The sequence below is a fragment of the Nocardia beijingensis NBRC 16342 genome, assembly GCF_001612785.1.
In the GTDB taxonomy this organism is placed as follows: Bacteria; Actinomycetota; Actinomycetes; order Mycobacteriales; family Mycobacteriaceae; genus Nocardia; species Nocardia beijingensis.
The window spans coordinates 42,761-57,105 of record NZ_BDBC01000045.1 but is presented as its reverse complement, the minus strand read 5'-3'; the positions used below and the strand labels follow the sequence as shown (position 1 = coordinate 57,105).

The window sequence follows — 14,345 nt, the reverse complement described above, 5'->3', positions numbered from 1 at the left end:
AATACCGGCGTACTGGAGGAACGATGGTCGAGTTGAAAAGCCCCGCGGAGATCGAGCGGATGCGAGTGGCGGGGCGCTTCGTCGCCGACGTGCTCGCCGAGTTGCGCGAGCGGGCGCGGGTGGGGGTGAACCTGCTCGACCTGGAAGCCCACGTCCGCGAGCGCATCAGCGAGCGCGGCGCCCAGTCCTGCTACTGGGACTACGCGCCCTCGTTCGGGCGCGGACCGTTTCGCAACACCGTCTGCCTGTCGGTGAACGACGCTGTGTTGCACGGGCTTCCGTTCGACTACGCGCTGTGCGACGGCGACGTGCTGAGCATGGATCTCGCGGTGGGCATCGAGGGCTGGGTCGCGGACGCGGCGACCACGGTCGTGGTCGGCTCGGCTGCGGCGGAGGACGTGCGGCTGGTGCGGGCCACCGAGGAGGCGCTGACCGCGGCGATCGCGGTGGCGTTGCCCGGCAACCACATCGGCGACATCTCCGCCGCCATCGCCGAGGTGGCGCGTGCGTATGGCTATCCGGTGAACACCGAATTCGGCGGTCACGGCCTCGGCCGCACCATGCACGAGGACCCGCACGTGCCCAACGACGGCCGCCCGGGGCGCGGCTACCGGTTGCGCCCCGGGCTCACCATCGCGATCGAACCGTGGTTCGCGCGCACGACCGACCGCATCGTCACCGATCCCGACGGCTGGACCATCCGTTCGGCGGACGGCTCCCGCACCGCGCACTCCGAGCACACCGTCGCGATCACGCCGGACGGCCCGCGGGTGCTGACGGCGGCCTGACTCGCCGCGTTATGCCTCCGACAGCCAGGTCGACAGGTCGTCGGAGGCGCGCAATTCGTCGGCGATGGACGCGCGCTCGTCGGCCGACAATTCCATGTCGCGCAACCGCGTCCGGAATCGGCCGGCGCCGTCCGGGTCGCCGGTCGCGACGGACAGTTCCGCGAGTGCCGCCAGGGCGCGCGCCACGTCGAGCCGGGGCGCCTCGGCGCGGAACCGGCCGAGGCCGACCTCGAGCACGTGGAACGCGGCCTTGTCGTCGTTCTTGAAATCGCGCAGGATGCGGGCGTTGTCCAGCACTCTGGCCAGCCCGTTCAAGTCCTTCGATCCGCCGTAGTCAACCTCGGGGGGTTCGTCGCGCTGGATGTAGATCACCTGGTTGCCCGCCGGATCGGTGACGGTGAACCGGGACTGCCCCTCCCGGAACCGGGTGATCCGCGGCAGTCCCTTGGCGGGCACCTTGCCGTAGCGGCTGCGCAGCGCCGCGGTGAAGGCCTGATGCCTGCTCGCGACGTCGTCGACCATCACGATGCAGCCCGCGCGTTCGGCCGGGACGTCCGCGTCCTTCGGCGCCGGCACGAAGTGCAGGGCGCAGCCGTGGTCTTCCACCGCGCCGTAGACGTAGGGGCGGGTCTGCTCGTGGGTCACCGTGTAGCCCAGTGTCCGGTAGAAGTCCAGCGTGCCGGTCAGGTCACCGGTCCAGAGTTGCGGCACCGCCGTGTCGGCCATGAAAAGCTCCCGATCGCCCGTGGTAGTCAAATTTGATTAGCTACAAACTAGGGCTGGTCAGCGCGGGAAGTCAAACTTGACTACTATGCGATCGCGGAGTGAGAGGAGTGCGCGATGTCGGTGGTTCGCCTGCTCGTGCTGGGGGTGATGCGCCTGCGTCAGCCGGTGCACGGCTACGCGGTGCGCCAGGAACTGTTGTCCTGGCGAGCCGAAACGTGGACGAACGTCAAGCCCGGCTCGATCTATCACGCCCTCAAGCAGCTCACGCGCGAAGGCAAGTTGAGCGCGTTCGCCACCCAGACCAGCGACCAGGGCCCGGGGCGCACGCTGTTCGAGCTGACCGAGGCGGGCGAGGCCGAGTTCCGCCTGCTCATGGACGAGGCGCTGGTCAGCATCGACATGGAGGAGCTGGGCGCTGCCATCGCCTTCATGGACGCGCTGCCGCGGGCCCACGTCATCGCGAAGTTGCGCGAACAGCGCCGCCGCAGCGCGGAGGTGCGCGCCGACCTGCTGGCCATGATCCCGGACTACCCAGGGCGCTACGAAGCGCCGCACGCGACCGACCTGCTGGAGCTGTGGAGCGGGGTGTTCGAGAACCTGTCGAATTGGACCGACGGAGTGCTGGCCCGTCTGGAAGCGGGGGAGTACCGGATGCCGGAGTGAACATCCGGCGAACGAAGCGGCCGCCTTTCCCGCGTCGCTCACCGCGCCGTGATGCGGGATACGCTGCCCGCATGACGAATTCGCTGGACGCCGTCGCCGGGGCCGACTACGTGCTGCTGACCACCTTCCGCAAGGACGGGACGCCCGTCGGCACCGCCGTGTGGGCGGTGTCCGAGAACGGCAAACTGTATGTCTGGACCGTGACCGACAGCTGGAAGGTCAAGCGTCTGCGCCGCAATCCGGCGGTCACCGTGCAACCGTGCAGCGCGACCGGCAAGCCGCACGGTGCGGTGATCGAGGGAACCGGGCGCATCCTCGATGCCGAGGGCACCGAGCGGGTGCGCAAGCTGCTGCGGCGCAAGTACTGGCTCACCGGTCCCCTGGTCATCCTCGGCAGCAACCTGCGGCGCGGCAAGGCGGGGACCATCGGCATCGAGATCAGCCCCGCCGCCTGAGCCGGGCCGCGCTCAGGTCGCCTGGCTGACCGAGGACATGTGGAAGTCCGGAATCCGCAAGGGCGGCATGGCGGTCCGGGTGAACCAGTCCTTCCATTCCCGCGGCAGCGTGAGCTCGGTCGCGCCCGCCTCGCTCACCCGCCGGAGCAGATCCAACGGGCTCTCGTTGAAGCGGAAGTTGTTCACCGCGGCGGTGACCTCGCCGTTCTCCACGAGATACACCCCGTCCCTGGTGAGGCCGGTGAGCAGCAGCGTCGCCGGATCGACCTCACGGATGTACCACAGGGTGGTCAACAGCAAGCCGCGCTCGGTACGCGCGATCATGTCGTCGATGGTGGCCTGCGAACCGCCGGTGAGCAGCAGGTTGTCGCCGGGAACCGTGGCGGGCGCGCCGAACTCGGCGGCGGTGGCCCGCGGGTAGATCAGCGCGGAGATCACGCCGTCGCGCAGCCAGTCGACGCGTTCGGCGGTCAGGCCGTTGTCGAACACCGACATCGATTCCGACGACGCGGTCGTCGCGACGAAGGGCTGGTATTCCAGCCCTGGCGCGTGCGGATCCGAGTAGAGCGTGAGGGGGATCTCGCTCAGGCGCTCGCCGACCCGGGTCCCGCCACCACGGGCGAACGCGGTATGACCTTCGTGCGCGCCCCTGCCCTCCATCGACCAGGCCAGGTAGATCATAAGATCGGCCACGGCGGAGGGCGGCAGCAGCGTCTCGTAACGGCCCGCGGGCAGCTCGATCTTCCGTTTGGCCCAGTCGAGGCGGCGCGACAGGTCCGCGAGCAGGCCGGAGACGTCGACGTCGGTGAAGTCCGCGGTACCCACCCCGACCCACGCGCTGGCCAGGTCCGCGCCCTCACCGCGTTTGCCGTTGATCTCCACCGAACCGGTGGGTTGCACGAAGCGGCGCCGGATGCCGGTGGACGTGCCGAGCCAGGTGGTGTGCATCTGATGGTGGGCGAAGCCGTAGAGGCGGTCGGCGCTGTCGAATCCGGCGGATAAGCCCTCGGCCAGATCGGTGAACACCTCGATGCCGGTGCCGTCCGCTGGGGCGCTCCAGTCGTCGTCGACGGCGTCGGGCTCCAGCAGCGGCATCGCGTCCCGCGCGGGTTCGGCGCCGCGCGCGGCCTCCTCGCTGGCGCGCACGACGGCCTCGATGTCGTCGGGGTCGACGCTGGTCGAGGCGATGGTGCCGACGCGGGCCAGGGTGGGGCCGTCGCGGAACACCGAGATCACCGCCCATTTGCGGGACACCGACGACCCGTTGGTGGTCATGGAGTTGCCCGCCCAGCGCAGCGACGCCTCGTGCTCGTCGCGGACGATCACCATCGCCTCGTCGGCGCGGGAGAGGGCCAGTGCGCGCTCCACGGTCACGCCTGCGGGGAACAGATCGTCGCTCACTGGCCTGCCTCCGTCCGGGTGTTGAGGATGTTGACGCCGCGCACCAGGATCGACGGGCAGCCGTGGCTGACCGCGGCGACTTGGCCCGGCTGCGCTTTCCCGCAGTTGAACGCGCCGCCGAGCTGCCAGGTGGACGGGCCGCCGACCGCTTCCATCGCGCCCCAGAAATCCGTGGTGGTGGCCTGATAGGCGACGTCGCGCACTTGGCCGTCGAGCTTGCCGCCGCGGATGCGGAAGAATCGCTGGCCGGTGAACTGGAAGTTGTAGCGCTGCATGTCGATCGACCACGACCGGTCGCCGACGATGTAGAGACCGTCGTCCACGCGGGAGATGAGTTCCTCGGTGCTGGTGTCGCGGTCGGGGTCCGGTTGCAGCGACACATTCGCCATCCGCTGGATCGGCACGTGATGCGCCGAGTCGGCGTACGAGCAGCCGTTGGACCGCTCCAGGCCGAGGCGCGGCGCGAACACCCGGTCCAGTTGATAGCCGACCAGGACGCCGTCGCGGACCAGGTCCCAGCGCTGCCCGGCCACGCCCTCGTCGTCGTAGCCGACCGTGGCGAGCCCGTGCGCCTGGGTGCGGTCGCCGGTCACGTGCATGATCGGCGTGCCGTAGCGCAGCGACCCGAGCTGATCCGGGGTGGCGAAAGAGGTTCCCGCGTAGGCGGATTCGTAGCCGATGGCGCGGTCGTACTCCGTGGCGTGGCCGATGGATTCGTGGATGGTCAGCCACAGGTTGGTCGGATCGATGACGAGGTCGGTCGGCCCCGCCTGCACGCTGGGCGCTTTCACCTTCTCGGCCAGCCACTCCGGGATCCGCGCGAGTTCGCCGTCCCAGTCCCACACCCCGTCGGCCCCGGTGACGTACTCCCATCCGCGGCCGACCGGTGCGGCCAGCGTGCGCATGGTCTCGAACACCCCGGCCGAAGCGTCCACCGTGATCGCCTCGAGGCTCGGGTGCAGCCGCACCCGTTGCTGCGTGATCGAGGACCCCGCGGTGTCGGCGTAGAAGGTCTGCTCCTTGACCTGCAACACGCTCGCGGTGACGTGATCCACCCCGTCGGCGTGCGACAGGCGCTCCGAGTAGTCCTGCAGCAGCGCGACTTTCTCGCCGGTCGGCACGGCGAACGGGTCGATGTCGTAGGCCGACACCCAGCGCGCGTCGGCGTAACGCGGCTCGTCGGCCAATTCGACGCGTTCGCGATTGAGTGCCCGCAGCGTGGTCGCGACGGTGACGGCGGTGCGCGCCACTTCGGCGGCGGTAGCGGGAGTGAGCGCGGCATGCGATGCGAAACCCCAGGTGCCGTCCACGATCACCCGGACGGCGAAACCGAGTTCGGTGCTGTCGGTGACGGCCTCGACCCGCCCGTCGCGCAACCGGATCGATTGCGTCACCAGGCGATGCACCCGCAGGTCGGCGTGCTCGGCGCCGGCTGCCGTCGCCGCGGCCAAGGCGGCGTCGGCGAGCGCGGCCAGCGGCAGGTCGAGGAACTCGGCGTCCACGTCTCTGGAAGTCGCGATGCTCACCCGCACCAACCTAGTCGGTCCCGCCGCCCGTGCGCGGTGAGCACACGCCGTGCGCAGGCGCATCGCATGCGGATTTGCACGGGCTGCCTGATGGCACGGTGTGAACGGCGCGCGCGACACTCGTGCTTACCGCGTGTTGCTCGCCGGATGCCGTACTGTGCCCGCGTGCCGCCATCCGCCCTCCGTGACCGTAAACGCGAACGTACCCGCCGAGCCATCCTGGAAGCCGCAGCCGAGCTGTTCGAGACGAACGGCTACGAGGAGACCACGGTGGCCGACATCGCCGCGGCGGCGGACGTCGGCACGCGCACGTTCTTCAACTACTTCGCCAGCAAGGAGGAGCTGCTCTTCCCGGAATCCGACGAGCGGGTGCGCGCCGCGGTGGCGGCGATCGCCAGCAGGCGTCCTGGCGAACGGCCGGTGGAGGTCATGCTGCGCGCCTTGCGCGCCGCCGGTGACAATCCCGGCGAGCATCTCGTCGACGATCTCCACGCCAGGATCGGCGCGCTGCGCGCCCAGGTATCGCGGACCGTGCCCGCGGTGAGCGGTCGCGCCGCGCACGCGCAACTGGTCACCCAGCGCGAGATCGCCAGGCAGTTGCACAAGGCGTTCCCCGCCGAACTCGACGAGGTCGGCGCCGCCGCGCTGGTCGGCGCGGTCGTCGGCGCCGTGTCCGGCGCGCTGACGGTCCTGTTCCAGCGGCCGGTGGCGGGTGCGGAGGACGGCGAGCGCTTGCAGCGCGAGATCCACGAGACCGCCTCGCGGGTGCTGCAACCGTGGCTGTCCACCCATCACGCGCAACCGGTGGGCTGATCAGCCGAACTGCTGCCAGCCCAACCGGAGCACCATCCCGATCACCACCACCAGCAGCACGACGCGGACGAACTCGGCGCCCTTGCGCAGCGCCATGCGCGCGCCGACCACGGCGCCGACGACATTCGCGACGGCCATCCCGGCGCCGAGCGCGAAGAGGATGTGCCCGGTCGCGCCGAAGAAGACCAGAGCGCCGAGGTTGGAACCGCAGTTGATCACCTTGGCCATGGCGGCGGCCCGGACGAACTCGGTGCCGAGCAGGGTCGCGAAGGTAATGATCAGGAACGTTCCGGTGCCGGGCCCGAGCAGGCCGTCGTAGCAGCCGATCAACCCCGCCGCCAGCGCCACCGTGAGCACGACCTTCCGTCGGCTCGGTGGCCGCGTGGCCAGGGTGACCCCGATCGAGGGACGCAGCGTGACGAACACCGCGACGCCGACCAGCACCACCATGACGATCGGAATGAACAGTTCGCGGTCGATCAGCGAGACCGCGGCCGCGCCGAGCGCCGCGGCCACCGCGGCGATCCCGGCCGCGGGCAGCAGGAGCCGCCAGCGCATCGGCACCTTGCGGGCGAAGGTGAGCACCGAGGCGCTCGTCCCGGCGACCGCGGCGAGCTTGTTGGTGCCGAGCGCGGTCTGCGGCGCGATCCCGGGAGCGACCACGAACAGGGTCGGCAGCACGATCAGCCCGCCGCCGCCCACCACCGCGTCCACCCAGCCCGCGGCCGTCGCCGCCGTCAACAAAACCGCCCAGTCTCCGATCTGCACCCGGCCAGACAACCAGATCCCCGGTCCGGAGCTCGCCCGCCCGGGTGTCCACGGGGGAGAACCGTCGGCCCACCGGGGCGCACCTACCCTGATCCCCGTGCGTCGTTTCAGTCTGTGGCTCCGAGGCAAGCCCGTCGTGGCCGATTCGGTGCTGGCGGCGATCTTCGTGCTGCTCGAGATCATCGGTGTCGGCAACGCGCACAACAAGCTCGCCTATCTGGCCGTCGGTGTGCTGCTGCCGCTGCCGCTGGCCCTGCGGCGGGTGTACCCCAGGGCCATGGCCGCGACCACCTTGGCGTTGTCGCTGACGCAGACGCTGGTGGCCTTCCTGTTCCAGGACGACGCCGACCACATCGGGCAGCTGGCGCACGGCATCATGCTCTACACCCTGGTCGCCTACGTCGGCAGGCGGGACGGCCTGTGGTACGCGCTCGGCCTGGTGGTGGACCTGGTGCTCTCGATCGTCGCGATCGGGAAGCCCGCCGGGTCCGACAGCGTGTTCACCGCCATGTTCTACGCCTTGTGCTGGACGCTCGCGGAGTTCATCGGCGCGCGGCACGCCTACGACGCCGAAGTGGCGGCCCGGCTCGCGGTCGCCGACTACGACAGGGAGCGTCGCGCGCACGACGCCGTCGCGGCCGAGCGCACCCGCATCGCGCGGGAACTGCACGATGTGGTGGCGCACGCGGTGAGCGTGATCATCGTGCAGGCCGACGGGGCGAAGTACGCGCTGCGCCGCGACCCGGACGCGGCCGAGCAGGCGCTCACCACCATCGCGAGCACCGGCCGGGAGGCTTTGCGCGAACTGCGCCGAACCGTGGCCCTGCTGCGGACCGAGCACGCGCCCGACCAGCTGCCCCAGCACGGCACGGCCGGTATCGCCAGGGTCGTGGAGATGATGCGCGGCACCGGTCTGGCCGTCGAGCTGGAATTGACCGGCGAACTCGACGACATCGCGCCGGAGGTCAGTCTCGGCGTGCATCGCATCGTGCAGGAGTCGCTGACCAACACGCTGCGGCATGCCGGGCCGCACCCGAAGGCGTGGGTGCGGGTGCGCCGCACCGATGCCGATGTGCTGATCGACGTCACCGACACCGGCGGCGCCCCACTGCCCGAGCCCGGCGCGCGCATCCAGGGCAGCGGACTCGGCCTGGTCGGGATGCGCGAACGCGTCGCCGTGCTCGGCGGCAGCCTGGACGCGGGCCGCGACGCGGACGGAGCCTGGCGGGTGCACGCCAGCATCCCGCTGCGATCCGAACCAGGGGACTGAGCCGGTCGTCGGTCAGGCGTGGCACGAAATGTATTGTGCCACAGAAATATCGAGATCAAATCCGCCGAATGGACGTGGCCGGGGCCGCCCACGCCGCCCGGCGCGTCGAAGCGGCCACGTTACATTGGGGAACGTGCCGATCACCGTGCTCGTCGTCGATGACCAGGAACTCATGCGGATGGGATTGAAGATGGTGCTCGGCGCGCACCCCGACATCGAAGTGATCGGCGAGGCGGCCAACGGCGCCGCCGCGGTAACCACGGCCGCCGAACTGCGCCCCGATGTGGTGCTGATGGACGTGCGCATGCCCGTGGTGGACGGGGTCGTCGCCACCACCCGCATCGTGGAGGCAGGCCACGGCAGCCGGGTTCTCGTCATGACGACCTTCGACCTCGACGAGCACGCGCTCGGCGCGCTGCGGGCGGGGGCGAGCGGATTCCTGTTGAAGGACACCCCGCCGGAGGACCTCGTCTCGGCCATCCGCAGCGTCGCCGCCGGTGACGCGGTGGTCTCCCCGAAGGTCACCAAACGCCTGCTCGACCGGCTCATCGCGGAGGACCCGGCGCGCACCCGCGATCCCGGCGTGCTCGACGTGCTCACCGCCCGTGAGCGTGAAGTGCTCGAGCAGATCGCCGCCGGGCGCTCCAACGCGGAGATCGCCGAGCAGCTGTACCTCTCGGAGGCCACGGTCAAGACGCACGTGGGCCGGGTGCTCACCAAACTCGGCCTGCGCGACCGGGTTCAGGCGGTGGTGCTGGCGTACGAGACCGGGCTGGTGCGGCCCGGCGGCTGACGGCGACAGCGCTCACAGCGACCTGTCAGCGCGGCCGGGAGAAAAATCCGGGCGCGGGACGTTGACCGGGTAGATCGTCCGAAAGGATCGCCATGCCCGCCTTGTTCTTCGTGCTGTACCTCGTCGTGGAAGTCACCGCGCTGGTCGCGGTCGGCCAGCTGATCGGCGCACTGCCTGCCGTTCTGCTGCTGATCGCCGGATCGGGCGCGGGCATGCTGCTGGTCGGTGCGCAAGGGCGGCGGGTGTTCGAGCAGTTCCGCCGGGCCGCGCGCGGGGAAGTCGCGCCGGGGACCGCCGTGGCGGACGGCGCCATGGTCGCGGCGGGCGGTGTGCTGATGTTCGTGCCCGGCCTGGTCACCTCGCTGTTCGGTCTGCTCCTGCTGCTGCCGCCCACGCGGTTGCTGGCGCGTCCGGTGCTCGCGGCCTTCGCCGCGCGGCGCTTCCGCAGGCTGGTGGCGGCCGCGCCTTACCGCGGGGTGGTCGTCGACGGTGGCCACGTGGTCGACGGTGTCGTCGTGGAGCAGTGGTACGACGACGGCCAGGGCAACGCGCGCCGCTCGATCACCTCGGCCTGAACCGAACCCGCCGTACCCGGTTCCGCGCGACGCCGCGAAGGGCTATCGTGACGCGATGGCCACCGAGCAACTCACCGTGACGGTGAGCGAAGAGCTGGCCGCCGCGGTGAAACGAGCGGCGGCGGCTGCGGGACAGTCGATTTCCGGATTCACGGCCGCGGCGCTGCGGCTGGAGCTGATCGCCGTCGAAGCGGGTTGCCTGCCCGCCCCGGCCGGGGCGACCGGTGGTGCGCCGCCGGAATACGCGGAGGTGATGGCCGTGCTGGCGCAGCCGGAAGACCTGGCTCACCATCCCGTACTGAACGGCTGACCGGAACCGCCGAATCGGGCATGGGGCAGACTGGTGCCTCGTGAGTACCCAGTTGCTGATCGGCGGCCGTTTCTACAGTGCCAGTTCACCCGACGCCACGGCGATGGCGGTGAGCGACGGGACCGTCGTGTGGCTGGGCGCCGAGCAACCGGGCCGGGCGCTGCATCCGGACGCCGAGATCGTCGATCTCGACGGCGCCTTCGTCGCGCCTGCGTTCGTCGATCCGCACGTGCACGTCACCGCGCTGGGCTTGAAGCTGACCGGGCTCGACCTGTCGGCCGCCCGGTCGCTCGAGCACTGCCTGCGGCTACTGCGCGAGTTCGCCGCGGCGCACTCCGACGGCGCGGTACTCGGCGACGGCTGGGACGAGACCGCATGGCCGGAGGGACGGCCGCCCACCGTCGAGGAGATCGACGCGGCGGCCGGGGCGGGCAGGCACGTCTACCTCTCGCGCGTGGACGCCCACTCCGCGGTGGCGTCCTCGGCGCTGCTGGACGCGTTGCCCGAGCTGGCGGCGACCGATGGCTTCACCCGCGGCGAGCCCGTGCGCGCCGCCGCCCATCACATGGTGCGCGCCGCCGCGCTCGCGGCACTGTCCCGCGCGCAACGGGATCGAGCGCGCGCCGCGGCGCTGGACCACGCCGCCGCGCGTGGTGTCGTCGCGGTCCACGAATGCGCAGGCCCCGAGATCGCGGGCCGCGCCGACGTCCGCGAACTGCTCGAATTCGAGCACGGCGTCCAGGTGCGGGCCTACTGGGGTGAGGCCGTGCGCAGCGCCGAGCAGGCCCGCGCCCTGATCGACGAACTCGGCGTGCACGCCCTCGGCGGCGACCTGTTCGTCGACGGCTCCTTCGGATCGCGCACCGCCTGGCTGCGCGCGCCCTACGCCGACGCAACCGGCTGCGGCCGAAGCTATCTCGATGCCGACGCGATCGCGGATCACGTTCGCGCCTGCACCGTCGCGGGCATCCAGGCCGGTTTCCATGTGATCGGCGACGCCGCGATGGACGCCGTGGTGGCCGGGATCGAACGGGTGGTCGCCGAACTCGGCGGCCCCGCCGTCGCGGCGCTCGGGCATCGGGTCGAACACGCCGAACTCGTCGACGGCGAGCACATCGCCCGCTTGGCTCGCTGGGGTGTGATCGCCAGCGTGCAGCCGGGCTTCGACGCGGCGTGGGGCGGACCCGACGGCATGTACGCGGCGCGGCTCGGCGCCGAGCGCGCTGCGGCGCTGAATCCGTTCGCCGCCATGGCCTCCGCGGGCGTGGCGCTGGCGATCGGTTCCGACGCCCCGGTCACCGCCCTCGATCCGTGGGCGGCGGTGCGTGCCGCCGCCGAGCACCGCACCCCCGGCCACGGCCTGTCGCCGCGAGCCGCCTTCGCCGCCGCCACGCGCGGCGCCTGGCGGGCGGGCGGAGTTCGCGACGGTGTGGCGGGCACCCTGGTGCCAGGGGCGCCGGCTTCCTACGCGGTCTGGGATGCGGGCGAGCTCGTGGTCGCCGCGGCCGCCGACTCGGTGCAGCGCTGGTCGACCGACCCCCGGTCACGCGTCCCCGGATTGCCCGCGCTGGAATCGGGCGCACCACTACCCACCTGCCTGCGCACCGTGCACCGGGGAGTGACCATCTATGCGAAATGAGCGGGCGATGACGGAGTCCGCTGCGGCTGCCGCGCGCCCCGCGGCGGCTCGGCGGGTCGCGCGTCGGCACCGGGACAGCTGGAGGTCCACCGCGGGGGCTGCCGTGGCCGGATATCACTCTCGCAACGGCCGGGTCCGCGGTGCGGTGCCCGCGGAGCGGTTGATAACCGGGTTTCTCTCGCGTGAGCGGCACCGAGAACAATGCGGATCTGAATCGACGTTGGGCGGGTGGTGCGCGTCGGGTGGGCGACCTGGGCACGCGACAGGCCGCGTGCCGGATGCGCGCTATTTGCCGGGATTTCTCACATTTTCGCGCGAGGCGAACGACATACGGAATGGAGCGTCTTCCGCCTGTCGATGGTCGTGCGGCGTGGCACTGCGTGCCAGGTTTCGTGCTTCTCCGTTTGCCGGACGGATTCCCGGCAACCCCGGACTTGGCGAGAATCCGCGGCAGCGCCCGACCTGGCACATTGCTCGGGCGGCGGGTTCGCGGATCGCCGATTCGCGTGAAACGGCTGGAAGGAATCGGTTCGTTCGACGCGGCGCGCCCGGAAAAACGATATCCGGCGTCCGGCGGTTAACGATCCGGCGGCGTCCGGCGATGAACGAATGGACACCCGGTAACTCGGCGGTCCGCGGTTTCGCATGCCGCGTCTCCGTCCGGTCGGCCGTGCGGTGCGGATTCGCCGCAGGGTCGATGCGGGTCGGCTGGCGCGACGCGTTTCGTGTGCTCAGTCGGTGCATGGCGGACTTCATATTTCGTGTGACAAATATCACGGCTGCGACGTGGCCGGACTTCGTTGTGCCACGTCTTCCGGCGGCGGGCCGATCGGCGATCGCGTGGCCGACGGCCGATTGGCGGTGGCCGGTGCGATGGCGGACAGTGGCCGAGTGATGGTGCGGGAACAGGTGCTCGGGTCGGTGCGGCAGGTGCCCGCGGTGGTACGCCGTTACCCGGTGGCGACGCGATCGGCGGCGGCGGTCGCCTCGGGCCTGTTGCTGTTCGGCAGCTTCCCGCCGCGGCCGTGGTGGTTCCTCGCGCCTTTGGGCGTGGCGGTGCTGACCCTCGCCGTTCGCGGCGAGGGCCGCCTGCGCGCGGGCTTCGGATACGGATTGCTGGCCGGGCTGGCGTTTTTCGTCCCGCTGCTGCCGTGGACCGGCATCTACGTCGGGCCGCTGCCGTGGCTGGCGCTGTCCACCGCCTGTGCGGTCTACCTCGGCCTCTTCGGTCTGCTCGCCCGGCTCGTCGGAGCGCTGCCCGGTTGGCCGCTGTGGGTGGCGCTGGCTTGGAGCGCGGCCGAGTGGGGCAGATCGAACTTCCCGTTCGGTGGTTTCCCCTGGGGCCGTTTGGCCTTCGGCCAAGCCGACGGATGGTTCCTGTCGCTGGCCGCGGTCGGCGGCGCACCGCTGGTCGGGTTCGCGGTCGCGCTCACGGGAACCGGCATCGCCGCGGTGGCGTCCTCGCTGTGGTCGGTGCGCGCCGCGGGCGACGAGCGCGAAACCACTGTCTCCGACCATGACGTGCCCGGACCGGCCGCCGTCGGCCGGCCCGCCCCGGCGACCCGACTGGGATACGCCGCGGTCGCTTTCACCGTCCTGGTCATGCCGCTCAGCGGTCTGCTGCTCCGATCCGCACTGCCCGATCCGGACGCGGGGGACCGGACGGTCACGGTCGCGGCGATCCAGGGCAGCGTTCCGCGCCTCGGGCTGGACTTCAACGAGCAGCGGCGGGCCGTGCTGGACAACCACGTCCGGCGCACCGACGAACTGGCCGACGAGGTGGCGGCGGGCCGCGCGCCGCGTCCGGATGTGGTGATCTGGCCGGAGAACTCCTCCGACATCGATCCGCTGCGCAACGCCGACGCCGCAGCCGTGATCACCGCCGCTTCCGAGCGGATCGGCGCACCCATCCTGGTCGGCGCGGTGCTGATCAACCCGGATCGCACCACGACCAATTCGGTGATGGTGTGGAACGGCGCCGCGGGTCCGGGCGAACGGCACGACAAGAAGATCATCCAGCCCTTCGGTGAGTATCTGCCGATGCGGAGTTTCTTCCGGCTCTTCTCCGAATACGCCGATCGCGCCGGGTATTTCGTTCCGGGAAATGGTGACGGAGTTGTGCACGCGGCGGGTATCGACATCGGCGTCGCGACGTGCTATGAGGTGGCCTTCGACCGATCGTTCGAGGATGCAATGCGCGCGGGCGCGCAACTGCTGACCGTGCCGACGAACAACGCGACCTTCGGCGACAGCGAGATGACGTATCAGCAGTTGGCCATGTCCCGCATCCGTGCCGTCGAGCACGGCAGAGCGCTGGTCGTCGCGGCCACCTCCGGTGTGAGCGCCATCATCGCCGCCGATGGCAGCGTGCGGCAGGAATCGGCGTTGTTCGTGCCCGCCGCTCTGGTCGCGGAGCTGCCGTTGCGCGACGACGCCACTCTCGCGACGCGAATCGGCCCTGCGCCGGAGCGGATTTTCGTTATCCTGACGGCTGCTGCCGCGCTGGCCGCGGTCCGCGCGCGCCGATCCGCGCGCGCGGGTGTGTCCCCTGGCCGTGCAGCCGTCGGCGACCGGTAGCTCCTGCCGAACCAGCTTTACCTAACACGCGGTATGTTCTT

Annotated in this window: 14 protein-coding genes; 10 read left to right on the top strand and 4 right to left on the bottom strand. The window is 70.8% G+C overall.

The annotated features are described in order from the left end of the window. Positions 1-23 precede the first annotated feature (23 nt). On the top strand, positions 24-788 hold the full coding sequence (map, locus tag NB3_RS23750) for a type I methionyl aminopeptidase (protein WP_067807606.1): 765 nt from the start codon (positions 24-26) through the stop codon (positions 786-788). A 9-nt stretch (positions 789-797) separates the two neighbouring features. Here the strand turns inward: map and NB3_RS23745 are convergent, their stop codons facing one another. Continuing rightward, entirely contained in the window at positions 798-1,514 is a 717-nt protein-coding gene (locus tag NB3_RS23745; protein WP_067807602.1) for a DUF8817 family protein, read from the bottom strand. Positions 1,515-1,628: 114 nt separating this feature from the next. Between NB3_RS23745 and NB3_RS23740 the strand changes: the two genes are divergently transcribed. Further along, positions 1,629-2,177 carry a PadR family transcriptional regulator gene (locus NB3_RS23740; RefSeq protein ID WP_067807599.1) on the top strand — a complete coding sequence of 183 codons (549 nt, stop codon included), beginning with the start codon at positions 1,629-1,631 and terminating at the stop codon, positions 2,175-2,177. Between the two features lie 71 nt (positions 2,178-2,248). Continuing rightward, positions 2,249-2,632 carry a PPOX class F420-dependent oxidoreductase gene (locus tag NB3_RS23735; protein ID WP_067807596.1) on the top strand — a complete coding sequence of 128 codons (384 nt, stop codon included), beginning with the start codon at positions 2,249-2,251 and terminating at the stop codon, positions 2,630-2,632. A gap of 12 nt (positions 2,633-2,644) precedes the next feature. Here the strand turns inward: NB3_RS23735 and NB3_RS23730 are convergent, their stop codons facing one another. Then, positions 2,645-3,961 carry a metallopeptidase TldD-related protein gene (locus NB3_RS23730; RefSeq protein ID WP_067807823.1) on the bottom strand — a complete coding sequence of 439 codons (1,317 nt, stop codon included), beginning with the start codon at positions 3,959-3,961 and terminating at the stop codon, positions 2,645-2,647. Between the two features lie 68 nt (positions 3,962-4,029). Beyond that, a complete protein-coding gene (locus NB3_RS23725) occupies positions 4,030-5,559 on the bottom strand; it encodes a TldD/PmbA family protein (RefSeq protein WP_067807594.1) in 1,530 nt (509 codons plus the stop codon). A gap of 165 nt (positions 5,560-5,724) precedes the next feature. On the opposite strand from NB3_RS23725, the gene NB3_RS23720 reads away from it, so the two are divergent. Further along, positions 5,725-6,372 (top strand): TetR/AcrR family transcriptional regulator, encoded by a 648-nt coding sequence (locus NB3_RS23720; protein WP_244892046.1) that lies wholly within the window; start codon positions 5,725-5,727, stop codon positions 6,370-6,372. Here the strand turns inward: NB3_RS23720 and NB3_RS23715 are convergent, their stop codons facing one another. Next, positions 6,373-7,140, bottom strand: coding sequence for a TSUP family transporter (locus NB3_RS23715; RefSeq protein ID WP_067807591.1), 768 nt, complete (start codon positions 7,138-7,140; stop codon positions 6,373-6,375). It lies immediately after the preceding gene. 97 nt (positions 7,141-7,237) lie between these two features. Here NB3_RS23715 and NB3_RS23710 point away from each other — a divergent pair, with 97 nt between their 5' ends. The 6 genes from NB3_RS23710 to lnt all read left to right on the top strand — a co-directional run bounded on the left by NB3_RS23710 (position 7,238) and on the right by lnt (position 14,304). After that, positions 7,238-8,410, top strand: coding sequence for a sensor histidine kinase (locus NB3_RS23710; RefSeq protein ID WP_067807588.1), 1,173 nt, complete (start codon positions 7,238-7,240; stop codon positions 8,408-8,410). A 133-nt stretch (positions 8,411-8,543) separates the two neighbouring features. After that, positions 8,544-9,203 carry a response regulator gene (locus tag NB3_RS23705; RefSeq protein WP_067807586.1) on the top strand — a complete coding sequence of 220 codons (660 nt, stop codon included), beginning with the start codon at positions 8,544-8,546 and terminating at the stop codon, positions 9,201-9,203. Positions 9,204-9,295: 92 nt separating this feature from the next. Beyond that, positions 9,296-9,778 carry an FxsA family protein gene (locus NB3_RS23700; protein WP_067807584.1) on the top strand — a complete coding sequence of 161 codons (483 nt, stop codon included), beginning with the start codon at positions 9,296-9,298 and terminating at the stop codon, positions 9,776-9,778. 55 nt (positions 9,779-9,833) lie between these two features. After that, positions 9,834-10,088: a ribbon-helix-helix protein, CopG family gene (locus tag NB3_RS23695; RefSeq protein ID WP_067807582.1), complete on the top strand. Its 255-nt coding sequence runs from the start codon at positions 9,834-9,836 to the stop codon at positions 10,086-10,088. Between the two features lie 40 nt (positions 10,089-10,128). Next, positions 10,129-11,727: an amidohydrolase gene (locus tag NB3_RS23690; RefSeq protein ID WP_067807580.1), complete on the top strand. Its 1,599-nt coding sequence runs from the start codon at positions 10,129-10,131 to the stop codon at positions 11,725-11,727. An 894-nt stretch (positions 11,728-12,621) separates the two neighbouring features. Then, positions 12,622-14,304 carry an apolipoprotein N-acyltransferase gene (lnt, locus tag NB3_RS23685; protein ID WP_067807818.1) on the top strand — a complete coding sequence of 561 codons (1,683 nt, stop codon included), beginning with the start codon at positions 12,622-12,624 and terminating at the stop codon, positions 14,302-14,304. The last annotated feature ends 41 nt before the right edge of the window (positions 14,305-14,345 follow it).

Excerpts from the sequence above, each read along its gene's own strand:
- NB3_RS23730 (WP_067807823.1), bottom strand. The coding sequence starts at position 3,961 with ATGGTGATCGTCCGCGACGAGCACGAGGCGTCGCTGCGCTGGGCGGGC.
- NB3_RS23700 (WP_067807584.1), top strand. The coding sequence starts at position 9,296 with ATGCCCGCCTTGTTCTTCGTGCTGTACCTCGTCGTGGAAGTCACCGCG.
- NB3_RS23745 (WP_067807602.1), bottom strand. The coding sequence starts at position 1,514 with ATGGCCGACACGGCGGTGCCGCAACTCTGGACCGGTGACCTGACCGGC.
- lnt (WP_067807818.1), top strand. The coding sequence starts at position 12,622 with ATGGTGCGGGAACAGGTGCTCGGGTCGGTGCGGCAGGTGCCCGCGGTG.
- NB3_RS23740 (WP_067807599.1), top strand. The coding sequence starts at position 1,629 with ATGTCGGTGGTTCGCCTGCTCGTGCTGGGGGTGATGCGCCTGCGTCAG.
- NB3_RS23735 (WP_067807596.1), top strand. The coding sequence starts at position 2,249 with ATGACGAATTCGCTGGACGCCGTCGCCGGGGCCGACTACGTGCTGCTG.
- NB3_RS23695 (WP_067807582.1), top strand. The coding sequence starts at position 9,834 with ATGGCCACCGAGCAACTCACCGTGACGGTGAGCGAAGAGCTGGCCGCC.
- map (WP_067807606.1), top strand. The coding sequence starts at position 24 with ATGGTCGAGTTGAAAAGCCCCGCGGAGATCGAGCGGATGCGAGTGGCG.